We start from the raw sequence: 21,113 nt of genomic DNA, 5'->3' as shown, positions 1-21,113 counted from the left end.
CGCATACGGAGGTCCCCGGATGAAAACGAATCGGATGAACCGGGACGAACGCCGGCCGGCGGCAGGCGCGCTGGCCGCCGCCGGCGCATTGGCGTTCGCGCTCTCGCACGCGCAGGCGCCGCCTGCTTCGTCGGTGCAGGTCGAGCCGGGCGTCGTCAGCCCCGGCCCGACCGCCGACGAGGCCGCCATGACGCAGCGGCCGACCGGCATCGATGCCGAATTCGTCGACAAGGCCGCGATGCTCGGCAAGGTCGAACGACAGGCCAGCCAGCTCGCGCTCGACCGCTCGTCGAACCCGGACGTAAAGGCCTTCGCGCGCCGGATGATCGACGATCTCACGCGCATCGCCGCCGAATTGCGGCAGCTTGGCGCGCAAAAGGGCGTACCGGTCCAGACGCGGATGCTTGTCGATCCGGCAGTGACGGCATTGCGAACGAAGGATGGCCGCGCGTTCGACACGGCCTATGTCGCGCTGGCGGGCCCGCGCACGCACGAGGCGGCGATCCGGCTCTACGAAGCCGAGGCGCGCAACGGCCGCGATCCGCAGCTTCGCGCATTCGCGGCCCGCGCGCTGCCGACGTTGAACGCGCATCTGGCCGCCGCGCGGAAGCTCGCGCAGACGGTGGCGGCCGCGCACTGAATCGCGTTGCAGCCGGCCGATTTCAACGCTTGCGCCGGGCCTCGTCTTCGGGGCCGCCCGGCGACGCCTCGTACGGCGGCGAGTCGAGCGCCGTTTCGCCTTCCTCGATCAGCCAGTACGGCGCACTGCCGTAGTACGCATGCAGCGCCTCGGCCCAGGCCGGATCGGCCATGGCCGGCCAGCGGTTCCTGTCGAAGCCGGGTGCGTCGCGCACCTGCTCGGCGGCAACGGGCAGCACGAAGCATTTGCGCTCGACGTCGAGTATCAGCGCGTTCCACGGCACCGCGAGCAGCTTGTCGCCGCTCCCGCCGCGCGACGCGACGACCGCATATGCAATCCGGCCGGAACGCACGTCGAGCATGATGTCGGTGACCTTGCCGATGTCGTCGCCGTCCACCGTCAGAACGCGATCGCCTTCGAGCGTGCGGGCGGCCATCACGTCGGGCCCCGGCCCGCGTGCGTGCGGGCGGCGGCCGGCGCCGACAATGCGCGCGGCGTCGCGCGACGGTTTGTCCGTTGTCATCGAAAACCTCCTGGTCGAAACGGCAACCCGGCGCACGCGCGAAACGCGTGCGTGTGCGCGTCGCACCCGGGCAGCGGGCCGTCGTGCGGAACGACGGAGCGCGCGTGTGTCAGCGCCGACGCGGCAGCGACACGTCCTCGAGCGTATTGGCGAGCTCGTCGCGCTCGGGGCCGCCCGCGCGCGTCGCGATATCGCCGAGCGACACGATGCCGACGAGCCGCAGGCTGCGGTCGAGCACCGGCAGCCGATGCAACTGCACGTCGGCCATCCGCTGCTGGACATCACCGACGCCGTCGTCCTCGACGCACCACTGCACGGGTGCGGATGCGACCGCCAGCACGGGCGTATCGGACGAATGGCCGTGCGACAGCGCCCGCACCGCGAGGTCGCGGTCGGTCACGATCGCGACGAGTTCGGTGCCGTCGCAAACGGGCAGCACGCCGATATCGAAGCGCTGCATCAGTTCGGCCGCATGGCGAATCGTATCGGTCGGCGCGACGCACACCACGTCGCGCGACATGATCTCGTTGACGCGATACATGAAGCCTCCTTCGTGAGCGAATCGATTCAGGAGCAGATACCGTGCCGCGCGCGCTCCGCGCACGCCGGCCGTTGTCGGCCGGACGACGGAGAAATTTGCCAGCCCGCTTGTACATCTTCCACGGCGGCAGTCGCGAACGGGCGGCAAGCGATGTCAGTGGCCGATGCCGGTTATCGCGACGATCGCGAGCACCACGGCGCTTTCGATCGCCGCCAGCGTCGCGACGCCGGCGGCGCCGCTGATTTCATGCCATCGGCGTTCAAGGATCTTCATCAGATCGCTCCGGATTCCGCCGGCCCGCCGATGCGCCGCAATGCATCGCGAGCCGGGTGCCGCCGTCAGCCGTGATCGCGGGGCGGGGAAGGGACGTGCGGCGCACGACGTTCGTGCTTGCCGGACGGCTTGGCGGGGTCGATACGCGTCGCACCGCCGACGGCGGGCGGATCGCTGGCCGGGAACGTCTCCTCGAGCCCTTCGTCGATGCGCTCCTCCGTCTTGTCTTTGGGCGGCGGGCGGGACGTGGCGAGCCTGAGCAGGCCGGCAGCCGGTGACACGGCGTCGCGGCGGCCGGGGGCGTGAACGTTCATGGTCGAACCTCCTTGTTCGTTGATGCGGGCGCAAGCGCCGTGCCTGCGCGGCATCGGCGGCACGACGCTTGCACGCCGGGGGACGCCGGCCGGTGCGACGGGCATGACCCGCGCGCCGCCGGCGTGGACGAGAGGACATCGTGATGAATGCAACCAAGGAAAGAATACGTTACGACGCGAACGTATGCGGCGGCGATTTCGGCCACGTACGCGAGCGGTTCGACGCGTGGAAGCGCGAATCGCTGGTCTATTGGCCCGAACGGCGCATGTTCGACGGCAAGGACGAGGTGCGCGAGCTGAACGACGTCGTCTACGACGGTCCCGAACGCGCGCAGCGGGCGCTCGTCGCGCAATGCTCGCCGTCCGATCCGTTCGCGCTCGCGGTGCGGCTGATCGCGGAAGGGCGCACGATGTGGCTGGTGATGGCGGCCTACGACGACTGACCGCACGGCAGCGTCAGGCCGGATCGGGCAACGGGCACGGCGCGGGAGCGGGCACGCCGCTTGCGTACGGCCGCAGCGCCATCGAGATGTGCGCCGTCGCGCAGGAGTGACATGAAGACGCCATTCACGCTGCACCGCCCCGAACCGACACCCGACGTCGACCCCGATCCGACGCAGCCCGGGCGCGACGACCCCGTCGATCCGCCCGTGCCCGACGGGCTGCCGCACGGCGATCCGCCGTCGCACCCGCCGCCGATGCGGATGCCGGGCGGGCGCGGTGCGCCGCAACCGGCCGCACGACCACTGAAAGGAGGACCATCATGGACATTCACGTGCAATCGCCAGACAAGCGCGCGATCGCTCAGGTGCTGGGCCGCTATTTCGAATCGCGCGCGTTGCGTTATCACATCGAGGAGTTGCCCGGCGGCGTGCTGCATATCGGCTTTCGCGCCAGCGGCCGCCCGGTCGCCGTCACCGTATCGTTCGACGATGCCGCATACGATACCTATACGCACTGGGATGCCAGCCAGAAACAGCTCGCGCTCGGGCGGCTCGCGGACGGCTTCTCGCGGATGATGTCGACGCGCAGCCCGGCCGCGCTGGCCGGCGACTATCACGTCGAGCGTTTCTGATCCGGCAACGCTTCCCCCCATCCATTCCGGAAGGCGGCAAAGTGCCCGCGCGCAGCGGGCGCTTTGCGTCTGCGCGCGCGTCGCGTAGGATGTCCGTTAATTCAGCGCACGCTACGTTCGCGCCGCAGGCTGCCTTGCCAGCCGCTGCAGCCGAAGAGGCTGCGATGCGCTTTTCCTCAGGTTCGTTTCGCGCAACCGACGGAGACCGCCTTGATGACTGTTGCCCGCCCGTTACTGTCACCCGGCGCGCGCCGGTTCGTATCCGGCTTGTCGGCATGCGCGGCGCTTGCCGCGGCCGGCGCCCGCGACGCGTCGGCCCAGACACCTTCGCCGCTCGGCGAGTGGCAATATTCGGCAGGCGTGCCGCTCGAGAAACTGTTCGATCCGACCGTCTCCACCTGGCAGGTCAGCGTCGGCGCCGCGATGACGCTGCAGCCGCGCTACGCGGGCTCCGACCGCTATCGCGTGATGGGCGGCCCGAATCTCGACATTCGCTATCGCGACCTGTTCTTCCTGTCGACGGGCGAGGGGCTGGGCGCGAACGTGCTGCGCGGGCCGAACTGGCGCGTGAGCCTGTCGGTCGGTTATGACCTCGGGCGCCGCTCGGCCGACGATCTCGGCCACCTGAACGGCCTCGACAACATCAACGCGGCGCCGGTGATGAAGCTGGCGGCCGATTACGTGATCTCGAAGGAATTCCCGCTCGTGCTGCGCGCGGATGTCCGCCGTAGCATCGGCGGCTCGAACGGCTGGACCGGCGATTTCTCCGCATACATGCCGATGCCCGGCAGCAACGAAAACTTCTTCTGGTTCGCGGGGCCGACCGTGTCGTTCGCCGACTCGCGCTACATGAACAGCTGGTTCGGCGTGAGCCAGGGTGCCGCCGCTCGCTCGGGGCTGCCGGCTTATTCGTCGGGCGCGGGGATCAAGTCGGCTGGCCTGGGCGTGACGATGGTCTGGTTCGTGAACAAGCACTGGTTCGTGACGATGGACGGCGCGATCGAGCAGCTCGTCGGCCGCGCGGCGCGCAGCCCGATCACGCAGCAGTCGACCAACGGCGTGTTCGACATGTCGGTGAATTACCAGTTCTGATCCCGGCGTCCTGGCCGGGCGGCGGCGTGCGGCAATTCCCGTCACATTTGATATGATTCCGACCTGTACAAACGTACAGTGATCGATTCCCGTGACGCCTGCTTCGCCGACGCCCCCGGCGTTTTACTACCTGACCAATTTCGAACGCGCGCTGGCCTGGCTCGGCGAGCGTTACGACGACCTGCTCGACCATCGGGAGCAGGCGTTCGTTCGCGATTTCGCGTCGCTGCCGCAGGCATCGCGCGCGCTGCTCGTGCGGATGCTGATGCGCAGCGGGTCCGACTTCCGCGCAAGCAAGCTCGCGTACGACGAAATCGGCTGCACGCTCGATGCGGCCGCGCCGCTCGTCGAGCTCGGCTGGGTCGATCCGGCGCCCGCGCTGACGCTCGACGAGCTGTTCGCGTTGTCGACCAAGGCCGACCTGCTGCGCATCTTCCCGTCGCTCGCCGCGCATGCGGGCGAGCGCAAGCCCGAATGGCTCGAACGGCTGCGGCCCGCGCACGACGCCGCGCAGCCGCTCGACGCGTGGTGCGCGCAGGCCGGCGACCGCGTGCTGCGCGTGACGGTCGGCGCGCTGTGCGACCGGCTGCGCCTGATGTTCTTCGGCAATCTGCATCAGGACTGGAGCGAATTCGTGCTCGCCGATCTCGGCGTGTTCCAGTACGAAAGCGTGCCGATCGCGCCGTCGTCGCGTGCGTTCCAGCAGCGCGACGACGTCGACGCGTATCTCGCGCTGCAGATGTGCCGCGACGCGCTCGACGCGTGGCCCGACGATCTGCCGTTCGACGACCTGCTGCGCGCGATCGACGCGGTGGGCTGTGCGCAGCCGTGGCTCGCGACGCGTCGCGCGAAGCTGCTGTTCGCGCTCGGGCAGACCTGCGAGCGCCGCGCCGACTGGGCCGCCGCGCTCGATGCTTACACGCGCAGCGCATGGCCCGGCAGCCGCCATCGGCGCATCCGCGTGCTCGAGCGCTGCGGGCGCGACGACGACGCGCTCGCACTGGCGCTCGATGCGCGCGGCGGTTTCGAGAGCGACGAGGAGCGCCAGCGCGTCGAGCGCATGCTGCCGCGCCTGCAGCGCCGCGTCGGCCAGCGCGTCGAACGCGCGGCCGCCGCGCCGGACGTGCCGCGCGAGACGCTCGTGCTGGCGCGCCCCGACGCGTTCGTCAGCGTCGAATTCGCGGTGCGCGACCATCTCGCGCAGCCGGCGTCGACGGTCCATTACGTCGAAAACACGCTGATCAATTCGCTGTTCGGGCTGCTGTGCTGGGAGCCCGTGTTCGCGGCCGTGCCCGGCGCGTTCTTCCACCCGTTCCAGCGCGGCCCGGCCGACCTGCACGCGCCCGATTTCGCTGCACGCCGCGCGGACGCGTTCGCCGCCTGCTTCGCGCAGCTCGATTCGGGCGCGTATCGCGACACGATCCGCCGGCATTACTCGACGAAGGCGGGGCTGCAGTCGCCGTTCGTGTTCTGGGGCGTGCTGACGGACGAACTGCTCGACGAGGCGCTCGCGTGCCTGCCGCCCGAGCACCTGCGGCTGTGGTTCGCGCGCCTGCTCGCGGATATCCGCAGCAACCGCTCGGGGCTGCCCGATCTCGTCCGCTTCTGGCCCGGCGAGCGCCGCTATGAACTGATCGAGGTGAAGGGCCCGGGAGACCGGCTGCAGGACAACCAGACGCGCTGGCTCGCGTACTGCGTCGCGCACGGCATGCCGGTGCGCGTCGTCGATGTCGAGTGGGCCGGCGCGGGCGGCGCGCACGCCGACGCGGCGAGGCTGTCCGCGTGAGCTACGTCGTCGCGGTGCGGGCAATGTGCGAGTTCACCGCGCGGCGCGGCGATCTCGACCTGCGCTTCACGCCTGCGCCGACCGCGCTCGAAGGCATCGCCGGCCACGGCGCGGTCACGTCGAACCGCGGCGCGCGCTACGAAACCGAGGTCGCGCTGACGGGCACGTGGGGCACGCTCACCGTGCGCGGCCGCGCGGACGGCTACGATCCCGTGGCGAACCGCATCGAGGAAATCAAGACCTACCGCGGCAGCCTCGACGCGATGCCGGCGAACCACCGCGCGCTGCACTGGGCGCAGGCGAAGGTCTATGCGCACCTGATGTGCGACGCGCGCGGCCTCGCGGAAATCGACGTCGCGCTCGTGTATTTCGACATCGTGTCCGAGCGCGAGACCGTGCTGACGGAAACGCTGGACGCGCCCACGCTCGCGGCGTTCTTTGCCGAGCAGTGCGCATGCTTCGTCGGCTGGGCCGAGCGCGAGACGGCCCATCGCGCGGCGCGCGATGCGGCGCTGCGCGCGCTTGCGTTTCCGCACGGGCAGTTCCGCAGCGGCCAGCGCGAGCTGGCGGTTGCCGTCTATCGCGCGGCGCGCGACGAGCACTGCCTGATGGCGCAGGCGCCGACCGGCATCGGCAAGACGCTCGGCACCGTGTTCCCGCTGCTGAAGGCGTGCGGCGAGGGCGAGCTCGACCATGTGTTCTTCCTCACCGCGAAAACGCCCGGACGCGCACTCGCGCTCGAAGCGGCGACGACGCTCGGCGCCGGCACGCCCGCGCTGCCGCTGCGCGTGCTGGAGCTCGTCGCGCGCGACAAGGCGTGCGAGCATCCGGACAAAGCGTGCCACGGCGAATCGTGCCCGCTCGCGCAAGGCTTCTACGACCGGCTGCCGGCCGCGCGCGACGCGGCGATCGGTGCCGGGCTGCTCGATCGCGATACCGTGCGCGCGGCCGCGCTCGCGCACGACGTCTGTCCGTACTACCTCGCGCAGGAGCTCGCGCGATGGTCGGACATGATGATCGGCGACTACAACTACTACTACGACGGCAGCGCGATGCTGCACACGCTCGCGCAGCAGAACCAGTGGCGCGTCGGCGTGCTCGTCGACGAAGCGCACAACCTGTTGGACCGTGCGCGCAAGATGTACAGCGCGTCGCTCGATCCGTTCGCGTTCGCGGCCGCGCGCGAAGCCGCGCCCGCGGCGCTGCGCAAGGCGTTCGACCGGCTCGGCCGCGCGTGGGGCACGGTCAATCGCGCGCAGGCCGAACGCTATGCGGCCTATCCGGACATTCCGGGCCCTATCGTATCGGCCGTGCAGAACCTCGTCGCGGCGATCGGCGAACACCTGACCGACGCGCCGCGCGCGAACGGCGACGCGCTGCTGCGCTTTCATTTCGAGGCGATCCAGTTCGGCGTGCTCGCCGAAGCCTTCGACAGCGCGTCGATCTTCGACGCGACGCTGCTCGGCGTACCGATGCCGCGCCAGCCGGCGCTCGACGGCGTCGCGTCGGCCGCCCGCCGGCGCCGCGTCCAGTCGACGCTGTGCGTGCGCAACGTGATCCCGGCCGGATTTCTCGCGCCGCGCTACGAAGCCGCGCGCGCGACCGTGCTGTTCTCGGGCACGCTGAGCCCGTTCCATTTCTACCGCGACACGCTCGGGCTGCCTGGCGACACGGGCTGGCTCGACGTCGACGGGCCGTTCCGCGCCGAGCAACTGACGGTGCGCGTCGCGAGCCATGTATCGACGCGCTGGCGCGACCGGGACCGTTCGCTCGAACCGATCGCCGACCTGATCGCCGCGCAATACGCGACCAGGCCCGGCAACTACCTCGGCTTCCTGAGCAGCTTCGACTACCTGGGGCGCGTGGTCGCGCTGATGCAGACGCGCCATCCGGACGTGCCGGTGTGGGCGCAGGCGCCCGGCATGGCCGAAAGCGAACGCGATGCGTTTCTCGCGCGCTTCGACGCGGGCGGGCGCGGTGTCGGCTTCGCGGTGCTGGGCGGCGCGTTCTCGGAAGGCGTGGACCTGGTCGGCGAACGGCTGATCGGCGCATTCATCGCGACGCTCGGGTTGCCGCAGGTCAACGATGTCAACGAGCAGATGCGGCGCGCGATGGACGCGCGCTTCGGCAACGGCTACGACTACATGTACCTGTATCCGGGCTTGCAGAAGGTCGTGCAGGCGGCCGGGCGCGTGATCCGCACCGAGCACGACGAAGGCGTCGTGCATCTGATCGACGATCGTTACCGGCGGCGGGAAGTGCGCGATCTGCTGCCGCGGTGGTGGCGGATCGGGTGAAGGAGAAGTTGCCCGGCCGGCAGACTGCCGGTTGCGGCGCAGAAGCGCTATCCGTTCGTTGCGTAGCGGTGTAGCAGGCGTCGCCCTGGGCGGGGCACTACAGCACGTTCAGCATCGCCAGCGCGGCTTCCTGCAGATGCGGCAGCACGCGCCGCACGGCGGCGTCGGTCGTCTCCGTGCCGATCGGCATGTTCGTGCTCAGCGCGGCGACGACTTCGCCGTGACGATTCTTCAGCGGCACCGCGATCCCGCGCACGCCGACCTGCAATTGCTGTTCGATCGCCGCAAAACCGGCGTCGCGCGCGTGGTCGACCTGTTCGAGCAGGCGCGCCTTGTTGGTGATCGTGTGCGGCGTGAACGGCGGCAGTTCGGTATCGTCGAGCCACGCTCGCACGGCCTCGCGATCGGGATGATGCGCGAGCAGCACGACGCCCGGCGACGTCAGCGGCGCCGGCACGCGCGCGCCGAGCACGAAGCCGGTCGTCATCACGCGCGACACGCCGTTGCGCGCGATGAACACGAGTTCCCAACCGTCGAGCACGCTCACGTAAGCCGATTCGTTCAACGACGCGCTCAGTTGCTGCAGATACGGCTGGACCGTGCGCGGCAGCCGCGCCGAGTCGAAGTACGACCAGCCGACCCGCAGTACGCGCGGCGTCAGGCCGTACAGCTTGCCGTCGGTGTAGACGTAGCCGAGCGATTCGAGCGTCAGCAGGTAGCGCCGCGCGGCCGTGCGCGTGAGGCCGGTGCGCGCGGCGGCCTGCGTGGGCGTCATGCGCGCGTGCTGGCTGTCGAATGCTTCCAGGATCATCAGGCCTTTTTCGAGGCCGGCAATCCAGTCGCGTCGGTCGAGTTCGGGCTTGTTCATCGTCGGGAAGCGGTGCCGTCATGCGCGGTGATCGCGCGGGAGTGGGCGATTATCGCGCAGATCGAACGGTGGGGCCCGCGCTGCATGCGTTATGCCCCGACTTTGCAGGCGGGATATGGGAGATATACAATCATCGATGTATATCCAAAGTCCAAGAGGTCCGTATGCAAGTCGCAAAGTGGGGCAATAGCCTGGCCGTCCGCCTTCCCGCCAGCGTGGTCGATGCACTGGAGCTCCGCGAAGGGGACGATATCGAAATCGTCGTCGATAGCCCGCGCGTGTTTGCCGTCAGCCGCAAGCCGAGGCCCGATGAACTTCTGCAACGGTTGCGGCGTTTCAGGGGCAAGCTGCCCGCCGATTTCAAGTTCGGCCGGGACGATGCGAATGAGCGGGATTGAGTCGGCGAAATCGTTCGTTGACAGCAATGTCGTGCTTTATCTGTTGTCCGGGGACGAAACCAAAGCGAATCGGGCGGAGGCGCTGTTCCTTCGGCGGCCGACCATCAGTGTCCAGGTACTGAACGAAGTCGCCAGCGTTTGCAGTCGAAAATTGCGGATGCCGTGGAGCGACGTGGGGCAGTTTCTGGAACCGATCAGGAGCTTGTGTCATGTCGTACCGGTCACGATCGATACGCATGACCTGGCGCGAAGGCTGGCGGAACGGCATGGCTTGTCCTTCTATGACGCGTGCATCGTCGCCGCCGCGTCGCTCGATGGCTGTGAATACCTGTACACCGAGGACATGCACGACGGCCTGCGCGTGGACGGCGGTCCGGTGCTGCGAAATCCGTTCGCCTGAACGTCGGGAATTCCGGGTGTGCTACGGACAGGCCCGCTGGTGGAGCGCTGTGCACGGGACGACCGCCGTGATGCTGTACGGCTTCGACCACATGGGAGCGGGCGACGTCGAGTGCGGGGAGGGAAAGTAACGCCGGAAGCGAAGCGGCGATCCTTCAACGCGCGCCGCTTGCCGGGCAGTTTGCCGACGCCGGCCGGGGAAGGAGGGAAGACGGATGCGGCGCCGACTTCACGCGAGCCGCACCCGCCGGAGCGGAATTATTCGCTGCTCGTCCACTCGACGTTCGCGCCGACCGAGCGCAGGTTCTCGACGAAATGCGGATGCGCGCGGCGGATCGGCAGCGCGTTCATGATTTCCGAGCGGCCTTCGATGCTCGCGGCCACCATCAGCAGCGCGATCGCGACGCGGATGATGTACGGGCTCTCGACGCGTGCCGGCGTCAGTTGCAGACCGCCGAACGTGATCAGCCGGTGCGGATCCGACAGCAGCACGTGCGCGCCGAACTTCGACAGCTCGCCGGACCAGCCGAGCGCACCGTCGTAGACCTTGTTCCAGAACATCGCGCTGCCTTCCGCGCGCACGCCGAGCGCGATGAAGATCGGCAGCAGGTCGACCGGCAGGTACGGCCACGGCGCGGCTTCGACCTTGGTCAGGATGTTCTGCGTGAACGGCCGGCGCACGCGCAGCGGGCCATCGCGTTCCGCGCGCGACCAGCCGTCGCGGTGCGTGACGTTGACGCCGAACTTCGCGAACGTGCGGTCGATCAGCGGGAAATGCTCGGGCGACGAGTTGCGCACGGTGATGTCGCCGCCCGTGATCGCGCCGAGCGCGAGGAACGTCGCGATCTCGTGGAAATCCTCGGCGAAGCGGAATTCGCCGCCGCCGAGCTTGCCGCCGCCCGTCACGCAGAGCCGCGACGTGCCGATGCCCTCGATCGTGACGCCGATCATCGCGAGGAACTGGCAGAACTCCTGCACGTGCGGCTCGGATGCCGCGTTCATCAGCGTCGACGTGCCGCTCGCGGCCGTCGCGCACAGCGCGAAGTTCTCGGTGGTCGTCACCGACGCGTAGTCGAACCAGTGATCGTTGGCCGTCAGCGGGCCGTCGGTGCGAACGATCAGCGAATCGGGCGTGCGTTCGATGTGCGCGCCGAAGCGCTCGAACACCTCGACGTGCGGATCGATCTCGCGCACGCCGAGCGTACAGCCTTTCACGTCGTTCTCGAGGCGCGCGACACCGAAACGCGCGAGCAGCGGCGGAATCAGCATGATCGACGAGCGCATCGCCTCGGGCAGCCGGTGGACGGCCGGATCGAACTTCGTGTTGCGATGGTGGAGTTCGAGCAGGCCGGTCGTGAAGTCGACCGACACGTCGCTGCCGAGCGTGCGGAAGATGTCGAGGATCTTGCGCACGTCGGTGATGTCCGGCACGCCGACAAGGCGCAGCGGTTGATCGGTCAACAGGGTGGCGCACAGGATCGGCAGGACGGCGTTCTTGTTCGCGGACGGCTTGATGTCCCCGCGCAGCGGAGTGCCGCCGTGGACGATGAGATTCGACATGATATGGGGGCGTATCGGTAACTGACGTAGGCCCATATGATGCCATTGGTCGGTGGGCGGCGTGGAATGTTCGGAAAGGAAAAGGGGGATCGGCGCGCGTGATTGACGGTGTTTGACGTTGGGCGGAGAGGTGCCGCCGTTCGGCTGGCGGCCGACGCGGAGCAATGGCCGGCCGAGGATCGGGCCGGCCACGCGCTCACTTCGTCACTGCGCCGCCCGCATCCGCGCGGCAACCACCAGCGAGATCAGGCAGCCCGCCGCGAGATAGCCGGCGACGAGGTGCCACGAGCCGCCGGCCAGGGTGACCAAGCCGACCGCGATGAACGGCGTGAACCCGCCGCCGACGACGCTCGCGAACTGGTAGCCGACGCCCGCGCCGCTATAGCGGTATTCGGCGCCGAACAGCTCGGTGAACAGCGGCTGCTGGACGCTCACGACCATGTCGTGCGCGGCGTTCGCGAGCAGGATCGAGAAGATCACGATCCACGCGATCGACCGCGCCTCCAGCGCGATGAAGAACGGCACCGCGGATGCAAGGCCGATCAGTGCGCCGATCAGGTAGATGCGGCGCAGGCCGTAGCGGTCGGCCAGCCACGCGAAGCACGGGATCGTCACGCAGCTCACCGCGCCGACCAGCAGGCCGACGTTCAGGAACAGGTCGCGCGACATGCCGAGGTTCGTCGTCGAATAGCTGAGCGCGAACGCGGTGACGATATACATCGTGAACAGTTCGGCGAGCCGCAGCGCGATGATCAGCAGGAACGCCTTCGGATGGCGCGTCAGCGCTTCCAGCACCGGCAGGCGCAGCTTGCGGTTGCCGTGCTCGACCTTCTCGACGAACTCCTGCGATTCGTCCATGCTCTTGCGCACCCACAGCCCGACCAGCACGAGCACGATGCTGAACACGAACGGCAGGCGCCAGCCCCACGACTTGAACGCGGCCTCGCCGAGCGTGTGGCTCAGGATCGACACGATGCCCGTGGCCAGCACGAGCCCGACGCCATAGCCGACCTGCACGCCGCTGCTGTAGAACGCCTTCTTTTGCTTCGGCGCGCTCTCGACGGCCATCAGCGCCGCGCCGCCCCATTCACCGCCGACCGCGAAACCCTGGATCGCACGCATCAGCACCAGCAGCACCGGCGCCCACCAGCCGATGGTTGCGACGGTCGGCAGCAGGCCGATCGCGACCGTCGACAGCCCCATCAGCATCACCGTCAGCACCAGCATCCGCTTGCGGCCGAGCCGGTCGCCGTAGTGGCCGAACACGACGCCGCCGAGCGGCCGGAACAGGAAGCCGACGCCGAACGTCGCGAACGCCGCGAGCGTGCCCATCGTCGGGCTGACTTTCGGGAAGAACTCGGAATTGAATACCAGCGCGGCGACGATCCCGTACAGCAGGAAGTCGTACCAGTCGACGACGGCGCCGACGAAGCTGCCGATCGCGGCCTTGCGCGCCTGGCTGCGCGCGCGGGTGCCGGCGGCGGCGTCGAGGGTGTCGAAGGTTGGGGTCATGGCGGTGTCTCCTGGTACGGCGCATCGTGGAATCGTGGCGGCGCCGCGTCCGATGCTGCATTGAAGTCGATGAGTGAACGGAGAATAGGGTGCGCGCCGCACGGCGGCAATTGGCCAATCGGGCAAAGTGCGCGATTATCGTTCAATATCGTGCGATTATCGAACGCTTTTCGGGTTTGCACTAGGCGGCGCGACGATATCCCGTTCGGCCAGGGTGTGCCGCCGTGAACGATCTGGTTAAAATCTGCAGCATGAAAACTCGCCCGCTCGGGGCGGATGCCCGGTCGCCACATCGGCCGCGCATGCCGCCCGCGCCGGGCGCCATCCCCCTCGACCGCATGCCCCCGGAGACTGGAATGCCCGGCAATTCCCACCCCCTGTCCAGCGATACGCCGCCCGTCGTCGATCCGGCCGCCAATCCGCTCGGGATGGCCGGCCTCGAATTCGTCGAATTCGCGGCGCCCGTGCCGGACGCGCTCGCGCAACGCTTCGAGCAGCTCGGGTTCAAGGCGATCGCGCGGCATGTCAGCAAGAACGTCACGCTGTACCGGCAAGGGCAGATGCATTTCCTGATCAACGCCGAGCCCGATTCGTTCGCCGCACGCTATGCGGAGGAATACGGGATGGGCGTCTGCGCGATCGGCTTGCGCGTGGCGAATGCCCGGCGCGCGTTCGAGCGCGCGATCCAGCTCGGCGCGTGGGCGTTCGAAGGCGAAAAGGTCGGTGTCGGCGAGTTGAAGATCCCCGCGATCCAGGGCATCGGCGATTCGCACCTGTATTTCGTCGACCGCTGGCGCGGGCGGGACGGCCAGCGCGGCGGCGTCGGCGACATCTCGATCTTCGACATCGATTTCCGGCCGATCGACATCGCGACCGCGCATACCGATCTCGACTGCGCGGGCGTCGGCCTGCAGCAGGTCGACCACTTCACGCAAACCGTCGGCGCAGGCCGCATGCAGGAGTGGCTGGATTTCTACCACGACCTGCTGCATTTTCGCGAGATCCACCAGATCGACGCGCACTGGCACGTGTCGGAGGAATCGCGCGTGATGGTGTCGCCGTGCGGCGCGGTGCGGATTCCGGTCTACGAGGAAGGCACGCGGCGTACCGAGCTGATGCACGCGTATCTGCCCGACCATCCGGGCGAGGGCGTGCAGCACGTCGCATTGTCGACTGACGACATCCTGTCATGCGTCGACGCGCTGCGCGCGAACGGCGTCGAATTCATCGAGCCGCCCGCACGGTATTACGACGACGTCGATGCGCGGCTGCCCGGGCACGGCGTCGATCTCGACGCGCTGCGCAGCCGCGCGGTGCTGGTCGACGGCGAGATCGGCAGCGACGGCGTGCCGAGGCTGTTCTTCCAGACCTTCGTCAAGCGCCGGCCCGGCGAGATCTTCTTCGAGATCGTGCAGCGCAAGGGGCACCACGGGTTCGGCGAGGGCAATCTGGCGGCACTCGCCCGCGCGCGCGACGCCGGCTGAACGATCAGGCGCCGGCGGCCGGCACGCGGTTCTGCACCGGGTCATTCCGCTCGCGCAGCAAGCACGCGGTGCCGCCGGGCGTGTCGAGCCCGGCTTGTCGGCCGGAAGCATCGACGTGCCACAGCGGATACCTCAGCCCCGTTGCGCGCCGTCGATTCATCACGCCGGATCGGCCGCTGCGAGCTTGCGGCTTTGCCGACGCATTCCTTCGAAGATCGCGTCCGCCACATCCGCCGGAAATTCCACCGGGATCTGCGCCGCGACTTCGGCAATCGCGGGTTCCGTGCGCGCGGCGACAGCCGCCATCGCCACGCGCACGTCGTCTTCGGTCAGGCCGACGCGCCGCCCCTGCGTGATCCAGTGACGCGGCTGGATCTCGCCGATCACGTAGTGCCGGTTCTTCCCGCACACGGCCATCGCGAGCCGCGCGCGGCGCGGCGGCAACTGGTTGCGGCGTGTACCGATGATCGGATGCGCGGACAGCACGTCGTACAGCGGCGTGCTGCGGTACGTATTGCCGGGCAGGTGCGCGATGCTGAAGTTCTTCGCATGGCCGTCGATCGCCGCCAGCACCCAGAACACGAGTTGTGTGACGAAGAAATTCATCCTGTCGTGCGCGGCGTCGGTCGAATTCGCGAGGATGCCCATGATCGTCTCGATGCCGGGGCCGCCGTCGGATTCGTATTTCGCGCCGGACGGCGTGCCGGTCGCCTGGCACATGTCCTCCTGCGGCAATCGCAGGATCCACGTGCCGTCGCGCGAAGGACGCCGGTCGAAGCGCTCGACGATCAGCGCCTTCTGGTCGTCGAACCGGCCGATCTCGCACGGCGCGACCGGCAGGCCGTATGCGGCGACGAGCTTCGAGCACAGCCATTCGTTCTCGACGGACGTCCGCATGTCGGCCTGCATGTTCCCGACGCGCCCGAGCGGCAGCTTGAAGATGTGTGTCGTCGGCGTGCTGCCCGACGGCCGCAACCAGCGGTTGCCCTGACGCAGCAATGCGGTCTTTTCCTGCGCGCCGGCGATCGACAGGCGCAGGTCGCCGTCCGGCTCCGCGCGTCCGGGCAGCGGAGCGGCGGTCGCGTGGCGCAGTACGTCGGCGACGGCTGCGTCGTCGAGCGCCACGCCGTCGATCGTCTCGAGGTCAACGGGCATTTCGCCGGGCGGCAGCATCTGGATCGCGCCGACGCAATCCCGGCCGATCGACGCGAGCAGTTCGAACGGTGCCGTCGATCCGAGCCGGTAACGCTGCGCGATGCGGCGGCGGATCGGCTCGCTGTCCGGCAGCAGGTTGTCGAAGTAGTCGGCGACGATCGCGCCCTGGTGCGGCTGGTTGCCGGGCGTAAAGGGCAGCGACAGCGATAGCGGCCGCCCCTGGGGATCGTCGAGCCAGCCCGGCAGGTAGACGAGGCGCTCGACGCCGCGCCGGATTTCCCAATAGCCGACCGGAATGCCGTTCATCCACAGGTCGAGCCGGTCGTGGCGGGCGCGCGACGCCATCGTCACCAGTCCTCCCGTTTCGAGACCCGTGGCTTGCCCGGCGCTGCTGTCGCCGGCCGCTTGCGCGCGGCGCCGGTCGTGGTTTTGGTTTGAGCTTTTGCTGCCGTTGCGCCGCGCGCCGGGTCCGGCATGCGCTTTTTCGCGGCCGGCTTGGGAGCCGCCGGCCGTGCATCGGTACTGGCTGGTCCCGCCGATTCGTCCTGCGCGCCCAGGTCGAGCGTCATACGAACGCCAAGCGTGTTCAGCACCTTGAAAAGCCGTTCGATGCTCACCGCCGACGGATTGGCTTCGAGCTGCGCATAGGATTGCTGCGTGACGCCCAGGCGGGCGGCCAATTGCGCCTGCGTGAGCCCCGCGGATTTCCGGAAACCGACGAGTATCGGGCGCAACTGGGTCAGGGTCTGGACAGGAAAGGCCATCGGGCGCTCCGCAGGATGACAGGCGATCGTTTGTAATCTGAAAATACAGTCTATGGCATGTATTGTAAAAATACAAACCTGAGGCTGTATTTCGTTAAAACAAACGATAGCCTGTTACGCGAAAACCGGACCAACCCTCCTGCCGGCACCGCGACCCCGCAGCCGGCCGTATCGATTCGATCGTCGGCGGGCTGGTTGGCAACCCAGGCTCGGCCCATTCATCGCCAACCCGGCGCGCAATGGAGACAAGGAGGGGCCGGCGCGCGCTTCGATTCCACACGCCCACACCGATCTTCGGCCATCTCGACATTATAGAAATAATGTCAAATAAATAGACTGCTGGAATTGGATATATAACGGTTTACGTTATATTATTTACGAAATTCCCGACGAAACCACACCATGTCCGATCTCGCCGCCGACGAACCCCGCCTGACCGCCGAAATCGAGCGCCTCAAGGCCGACTTCCCGAAAACCCGCGAGCTATACCGCGAGGTCTGCGCGCTGCTGTTCTTCCGCTTCGGCATCACGCCTACCGCGAACCGCCTGTACCAGCTCGTCCGCAAGGGCAGCATGAGCACGCCGACGGCTGTCCTCGGCGAGTTCTGGGCCGAGCTGCGGGAAAAGAGTCGCGCGCGGATCGAACATCCCGACCTGCCGGCCGATCTGCAGGCGGCAGCCGGCGAGCTGGTCGCGGCGTTGTGGAATCGTTCGAGCACCGACGCGGCCGCCGCGCTCGACGTACTGCGCGAGGAAGTCGAAGCCGAACGAACGGCGGCGCAAGCGGAAGTCGCTACGCTGCAGGCCGAGCTGGCCCGCACCGAAACCGCGCTCGAACAACGCACGGCCGCGCTGCTGGCCGCGCAGGTGCGCATCCAGGAACTGGAACAGGCAAGGGCGGCCGACGACGCATCGAGGCGCGCGATGCAAGCGGAGATCGAACGCCTGAAAGCCGACAACGCGGAAGGCGACCGCGCGCTCGCGCAGGCGCGTGCGGATTTCACGACTCAACTTGACCGGCTGCGCGACGACGCAGGCCGGGCCGAGGAACGCTTGCGCGCATCGGAGAAGCGGGCACTTCAGGAGATCGATCGCGAACGGCTCGCCGCCGCACGGCTGCAAAAGGAACTCGACGCGACGGCATCGCGCGCCGAGCAGCGCGATGCGCAGCAGCGGAAGGATGTCGCCGCGCTGCAGGCGCAACTCGGCGATGCACTGCATCGATGCGGGGTGCTTCAGGGGCAGCTCGACGGCGCGCAGGCGACCGATGCGGCGCGCGTCAAGGAACTCGATGCGTTGAGGCGGGAGATGACGGTGCTCGCGCGCCGGGCACCGGTGCGCGGCACGAAGACGGCTCCAGCCGCACAGCGAAGCGAGCGGCGGGCGCGCACGAGGAAGCGCGCCGACGAAGCGGCGCGCTGACGGCGGTCGATTGTCCGGTCGCGATCGGGTAAAGTGCCGCTCAACATGCCGGCCCGGCGTTACTAGACGACCGGTCTAATCGTTGCTACCATACGCCATCATGAATGCATCTTCAGGCGCGGAAGTCCGCCAGCACATCCTGAACATCGCGAAGCCGATCATGCTCCACAAGGGGTTCTCGGCGGTCGGTCTGAACGAGATTCTCGCTGCGGCGGGCATCCCGAAGGGCTCGTTCTACCATTACTTCGGCTCGAAAGAAGCATTCGGCGAAGCGCTGCTCGAAGCGTATTTCGAAGGTTATCTCGCGCATCTCGACAACCTGCTCAAGCATCAGGCCGGCACGGGCGCCGAACGCCTGATGACGTACTGGGGCAACTGGCTGCACACGCAATGCGCGGACGATCCGGAGGGCAAGTGCCTCGCGGTGAAGCTCGGCGCGGAAGTGTCGGACCTGTCTGAAGCAATGCGCGCGGTGCTGCGGCATGGCACGAGCCAGATCATCGAACGGCTCGCGGGCGGCATCGAGGCAGGGCTCGCCGATGGCTCGCTGCGTGCGGTCGACGATCCGCCGCACACGGCCGCGATCCTTTACGAGCTGTGGCTTGGTGCAACGCTGCTGGAAAAGATTCACCGCAACCGCAAACCGCTCGAAAGGGCGATGATCGAAACGCGGCGCATGCTGAACCTGCCGCCGGCCGCGCATGACGGAGCGCAGTCGTAACCCGGGCGCGCATCGGCGCGCCTTGTTTTTGCCCCGATTCTAGACGACTGGTCTACTTATCCGCGCATGACGAATACCTCGCTCCGCGTTACGCTGTCCCGATTGTTCCAACCGCACGCGTGCAACCACGCCGGCCTGACCGCCGACGCTGCCACGCGTGCGCGCCTTCTGTCGGTCCATCCCTGATCCGATCGTGCCCACGAAGCACGTTTATTCCTGTTGACGGAGACACTCTTATGCCGCAAAGCAAAACCGCAAACCGCCAGATCATCCTGACGTCGCGCCCGGTCGGCGCGCCGACGCCGGGCAACTTCCGCACCGAATCCGGCGACGTGCCGACGCCCGGCGCCGGCCAGGTGCTGCTGCGCACGGTCTGGTTGTCGCTCGACCCGTACATGCGCGGCCGGATGAGCGACGCGCCGTCCTATGCCGCGCCGGTCGAACTCGGCGACGTGATGGTCGGCGGCACAGTCAGCCGCGTCGTGTCGTCGAACCTGCCCGCGTTTCGCGAAGGCGATCTCGTCGTTGCCGGCGCCGGCTGGCAGGACTATGCGCTGTCCGACGGCCGCGACCTGATTCCGCTCGGCCGCGACTTCGCGCATCCGTCCTACGCGCTCGGCGTGCTCGGCATGCCGGGCTTCACCGCGTACACCGGGCTGCTGAAGATCGGCGAACCGAAGGCCGGCGAAACCGTGGTCGTCGCGGCAGCCAGCGGCGCGGTCGGCTCGGTCGTCGGCCAGATCGCGAAGCTGAAGGGCTGCCGCGTGATCGGCGTCGCGGGCGGCGCCGACAAGTGCGCGTACGTGACCGACACACTCGGCTTCGATGCGTGCGTCGACCATCACGATCCGGCGTTTGCCGCGAAGCTGAAGGACGCCTGTCCGAACGGCATCGACGTCTATTTCGAGAACGTCGGCGGGGCCGTGTTCGACGCGGTCTGGCCGCTGCTCAACGATCACGCGCGCGTGCCGGTGTGCGGAATCATTGCGCATTACAACGACGCGGCATACGACGACACCGCGGTGTCGACCGGCCGTGATCGCGTGCCGGCGCTGATGGGTACGATCCTGCGCAAGCGCATCCGCGTGCAGGGTTTCATCATCCTCGATCACTATGCGACCGGCTATGCGCCGTTCCTGAAGGAGATGAGCGAATGGGTCGCGCAGGGCAAGGTGAAGACGCGGGAAGATGTCGTCCCCGACCTCGCCGACGCACCGGAAGCGCTGATCGGCCTGCTGGCCGGCAAGAATTTCGGCAAGGTCGTCGTGCGCGTGGGCCCGGACGAACTGGCCTGATGCCGCGGCACGGCAACACAAACACACCGAGGTTGCACGCTGGCGTCACGCGACGCCGGCTTGTGGCATGCTCGATTCCGTTTCGAAAGGAGTGACAAGATGGCGCTTCACGTGATTGCTTCGCTGTTCGTGAAACCGGAACACGCTCAGGCTGCCGAGGCCGAACTGCGCAGCCTGGTCGTCAAGACGCGCACCGAACCGGGCAACCGGCGCTACGACCTGTTCCGCGAGCAAGACGGTTCGCCGAACCTGCACCTGTACGAAATCTACGACGACCAGGCCGCATTCGACGCGCACCTCGCCAGCCCGTATTTCGGCGAATTCCGCACGAAGTCGGCCGACTGGTTCACGGCACCGCCGGTCATCAAGGTGCTGTCGGGCATCGACGTGGCCGAGTAACGACGCAGGACCACCGCCGCGGCTCGTTCCTCCCGGGCCGCGCGGCATCCGTTGCGCACCCGCGACGGCGATGACAACGACGACCCCGCGCGGCGCGCCATGCGCGCCGCTTCCACAATACAACGGCCCCGGAGGCTGAATGGTCACCCTCAACATCAACGGCGAAACCCGCACGGTCGACGCCCCCGACGACATGCCCTTGCTCTGGGTGCTGCGCGACGTCGTGGGCCTCACCGGCACGAAGTTCGGCTGCGGGATCGCGCAATGCGGCGCGTGCACCGTGCATCTCGACGGCGTCGCCGCGCGCTCCTGCGTGCTGCCGGTCGCGGCCGTCGCGGGCCGCAGGATCACGACGATCGAAGCCGTCGGCGCGACGCCGGCCGGCCACAAGGTCCAGCAGGCGTGGCGCGAGCTCGACGTCGTCCAGTGCGGCTACTGCCAGTCGGGGCAGGTGATGGCGGCCACCGCGCTGATCGCAGCGAACCCGAACCCGAGCGACGCCGACATCGACGCGGCGATGGCCGGCAACATCTGCCGCTGCGGCACGTACAACCGGATTCGCGCGGCGGTCAAGCAGGCCGCGAAGGGGGTTTGA

Annotated in this window: 23 protein-coding genes; 14 read left to right on the top strand and 9 right to left on the bottom strand. The window is 68.1% G+C overall.

Annotated elements, in window-relative coordinates:
- Positions 1 to 19: 19 nt before the first annotated feature.
- Positions 20 to 640 carry a DUF4142 domain-containing protein gene (locus ACPUER_RS09590; protein WP_425130949.1) on the top strand — a complete coding sequence of 207 codons (621 nt, stop codon included), beginning with the start codon at positions 20 to 22 and terminating at the stop codon, positions 638 to 640.
- Between the two features lie 22 nt (positions 641 to 662).
- Here ACPUER_RS09590 and ACPUER_RS09585 read toward each other — a convergent pair whose 3' ends face one another.
- From ACPUER_RS09585 to ACPUER_RS09575, 3 genes are all read right to left on the bottom strand, one after another.
- Complete coding sequence (locus ACPUER_RS09585) at positions 663 to 1,163, bottom strand: PRC-barrel domain-containing protein (RefSeq protein ID WP_425130948.1); 501 nt, start codon at positions 1,161 to 1,163, stop codon at positions 663 to 665.
- A gap of 109 nt (positions 1,164 to 1,272) precedes the next feature.
- A complete protein-coding gene (locus ACPUER_RS09580; protein WP_034179547.1) occupies positions 1,273 to 1,704 on the bottom strand; it encodes a CBS domain-containing protein in 432 nt (143 codons plus the stop codon).
- Between the two features lie 338 nt (positions 1,705 to 2,042).
- Complete coding sequence (locus ACPUER_RS09575; protein WP_175959107.1) at positions 2,043 to 2,291, bottom strand: hypothetical protein; 249 nt, start codon at positions 2,289 to 2,291, stop codon at positions 2,043 to 2,045.
- Between the two features lie 143 nt (positions 2,292 to 2,434).
- On the opposite strand from ACPUER_RS09575, the gene ACPUER_RS09570 reads away from it, so the two are divergent.
- From ACPUER_RS09570 to ACPUER_RS09550, 5 genes are all read left to right on the top strand, one after another.
- Positions 2,435 to 2,734, top strand: coding sequence for a hypothetical protein (locus tag ACPUER_RS09570; protein ID WP_425130947.1), 300 nt, complete (start codon positions 2,435 to 2,437; stop codon positions 2,732 to 2,734).
- 320 nt (positions 2,735 to 3,054) lie between these two features.
- The gene (locus tag ACPUER_RS09565; protein WP_310140015.1) at positions 3,055 to 3,366 is read left to right on the top strand and encodes a hypothetical protein; all 312 of its coding nucleotides are present in this window, start codon (positions 3,055 to 3,057) and stop codon (positions 3,364 to 3,366) included.
- 213 nt (positions 3,367 to 3,579) lie between these two features.
- Entirely contained in the window at positions 3,580 to 4,458 is an 879-nt protein-coding gene (locus ACPUER_RS09560) for a MipA/OmpV family protein (protein ID WP_072436788.1), read from the top strand.
- A gap of 91 nt (positions 4,459 to 4,549) precedes the next feature.
- Entirely contained in the window at positions 4,550 to 6,244 is a 1,695-nt protein-coding gene (locus ACPUER_RS09555) for a VRR-NUC domain-containing protein (RefSeq protein ID WP_310140017.1), read from the top strand.
- The gene (locus ACPUER_RS09550) at positions 6,241 to 8,541 is read left to right on the top strand and encodes an ATP-dependent DNA helicase (protein ID WP_425130946.1); all 2,301 of its coding nucleotides are present in this window, start codon (positions 6,241 to 6,243) and stop codon (positions 8,539 to 8,541) included. The genes ACPUER_RS09555 and ACPUER_RS09550 overlap by 4 nt, the downstream gene beginning before the upstream one ends.
- Positions 8,542 to 8,638: 97 nt before the next feature.
- Here ACPUER_RS09550 and ACPUER_RS09545 read toward each other — a convergent pair whose 3' ends face one another.
- Positions 8,639 to 9,409: an IclR family transcriptional regulator domain-containing protein gene (locus ACPUER_RS09545; protein ID WP_425130945.1), complete on the bottom strand. Its 771-nt coding sequence runs from the start codon at positions 9,407 to 9,409 to the stop codon at positions 8,639 to 8,641.
- Between the two features lie 164 nt (positions 9,410 to 9,573).
- Here ACPUER_RS09545 and ACPUER_RS09540 point away from each other — a divergent pair, with 164 nt between their 5' ends.
- Both ACPUER_RS09540 and ACPUER_RS09535 read left to right on the top strand, forming a co-directional pair.
- Positions 9,574 to 9,807 carry an AbrB/MazE/SpoVT family DNA-binding domain-containing protein gene (locus ACPUER_RS09540; RefSeq protein WP_175959113.1) on the top strand — a complete coding sequence of 78 codons (234 nt, stop codon included), beginning with the start codon at positions 9,574 to 9,576 and terminating at the stop codon, positions 9,805 to 9,807.
- Complete coding sequence (locus tag ACPUER_RS09535) at positions 9,794 to 10,207, top strand: PIN domain-containing protein (protein ID WP_425130944.1); 414 nt, start codon at positions 9,794 to 9,796, stop codon at positions 10,205 to 10,207. Before ACPUER_RS09540 ends, ACPUER_RS09535 begins: the two co-directional genes overlap by 14 nt.
- A 257-nt stretch (positions 10,208 to 10,464) precedes the next feature.
- Here the strand turns inward: ACPUER_RS09535 and ACPUER_RS09530 are convergent, their stop codons facing one another.
- Together ACPUER_RS09530 and shiA are read right to left on the bottom strand one after the other, a co-directional pair.
- Positions 10,465 to 11,766: a UDP-N-acetylglucosamine 1-carboxyvinyltransferase gene (locus ACPUER_RS09530; protein WP_047903294.1), complete on the bottom strand. Its 1,302-nt coding sequence runs from the start codon at positions 11,764 to 11,766 to the stop codon at positions 10,465 to 10,467.
- A 204-nt stretch (positions 11,767 to 11,970) separates the two neighbouring features.
- Positions 11,971 to 13,278 (bottom strand): shikimate transporter, encoded by a 1,308-nt coding sequence (gene shiA, locus ACPUER_RS09525; RefSeq protein ID WP_425130943.1) that lies wholly within the window; start codon positions 13,276 to 13,278, stop codon positions 11,971 to 11,973.
- Positions 13,279 to 13,634: 356 nt separating this feature from the next.
- On the opposite strand from shiA, the gene ACPUER_RS09520 reads away from it, so the two are divergent.
- Positions 13,635 to 14,762 (top strand): 4-hydroxyphenylpyruvate dioxygenase family protein, encoded by a 1,128-nt coding sequence (locus ACPUER_RS09520; protein WP_175959116.1) that lies wholly within the window; start codon positions 13,635 to 13,637, stop codon positions 14,760 to 14,762.
- A 4-nt stretch (positions 14,763 to 14,766) separates the two neighbouring features.
- Here the strand turns inward: ACPUER_RS09520 and ACPUER_RS09515 are convergent, their stop codons facing one another.
- Genes ACPUER_RS09515 through ACPUER_RS09505 form a run of 3 tightly spaced genes read right to left on the bottom strand, consistent with a single transcriptional unit; the run spans position 14,767 to position 16,681 of the window.
- Positions 14,767 to 14,922 carry a hypothetical protein gene (locus tag ACPUER_RS09515; protein WP_310140029.1) on the bottom strand — a complete coding sequence of 52 codons (156 nt, stop codon included), beginning with the start codon at positions 14,920 to 14,922 and terminating at the stop codon, positions 14,767 to 14,769.
- Positions 14,922 to 16,262: a type II toxin-antitoxin system HipA family toxin gene (locus tag ACPUER_RS09510; RefSeq protein WP_425130942.1), complete on the bottom strand. Its 1,341-nt coding sequence runs from the start codon at positions 16,260 to 16,262 to the stop codon at positions 14,922 to 14,924. Before ACPUER_RS09510 ends, ACPUER_RS09515 begins: the two co-directional genes overlap by 1 nt.
- 2 nt (positions 16,263 to 16,264) lie before the next feature.
- Positions 16,265 to 16,681, bottom strand: a complete 417-nt coding sequence (locus ACPUER_RS09505; protein WP_072436796.1) for a helix-turn-helix domain-containing protein — start codon at positions 16,679 to 16,681, stop codon at positions 16,265 to 16,267.
- Positions 16,682 to 17,083: 402 nt separating this feature from the next.
- On the opposite strand from ACPUER_RS09505, the gene ACPUER_RS09500 reads away from it, so the two are divergent.
- The 5 genes from ACPUER_RS09500 to ACPUER_RS09480 all read left to right on the top strand — a co-directional run bounded on the left by ACPUER_RS09500 (position 17,084) and on the right by ACPUER_RS09480 (position 21,113).
- Positions 17,084 to 18,103, top strand: coding sequence for a DNA-binding protein (locus ACPUER_RS09500; protein ID WP_425130941.1), 1,020 nt, complete (start codon positions 17,084 to 17,086; stop codon positions 18,101 to 18,103).
- Positions 18,104 to 18,203: 100 nt separating this feature from the next.
- Positions 18,204 to 18,824 (top strand): TetR/AcrR family transcriptional regulator, encoded by a 621-nt coding sequence (locus ACPUER_RS09495; RefSeq protein ID WP_425130940.1) that lies wholly within the window; start codon positions 18,204 to 18,206, stop codon positions 18,822 to 18,824.
- Positions 18,825 to 19,060: 236 nt separating this feature from the next.
- A complete protein-coding gene (locus ACPUER_RS09490) occupies positions 19,061 to 20,119 on the top strand; it encodes an NADP-dependent oxidoreductase (protein WP_310140037.1) in 1,059 nt (352 codons plus the stop codon).
- Positions 20,120 to 20,218: 99 nt separating this feature from the next.
- Positions 20,219 to 20,518 (top strand): putative quinol monooxygenase, encoded by a 300-nt coding sequence (locus ACPUER_RS09485; protein WP_072436800.1) that lies wholly within the window; start codon positions 20,219 to 20,221, stop codon positions 20,516 to 20,518.
- 139 nt (positions 20,519 to 20,657) lie between these two features.
- A complete protein-coding gene (locus ACPUER_RS09480) occupies positions 20,658 to 21,113 on the top strand; it encodes a (2Fe-2S)-binding protein (RefSeq protein ID WP_175959122.1) in 456 nt (151 codons plus the stop codon).

Source organism: Burkholderia sp. DN3021 (assembly GCF_049805555.1).
GTDB lineage: Bacteria > Pseudomonadota > Gammaproteobacteria > Burkholderiales > Burkholderiaceae > Burkholderia > Burkholderia pyrrocinia_C.
This window is presented reverse-complemented; position numbering and strand designations above follow the sequence as displayed.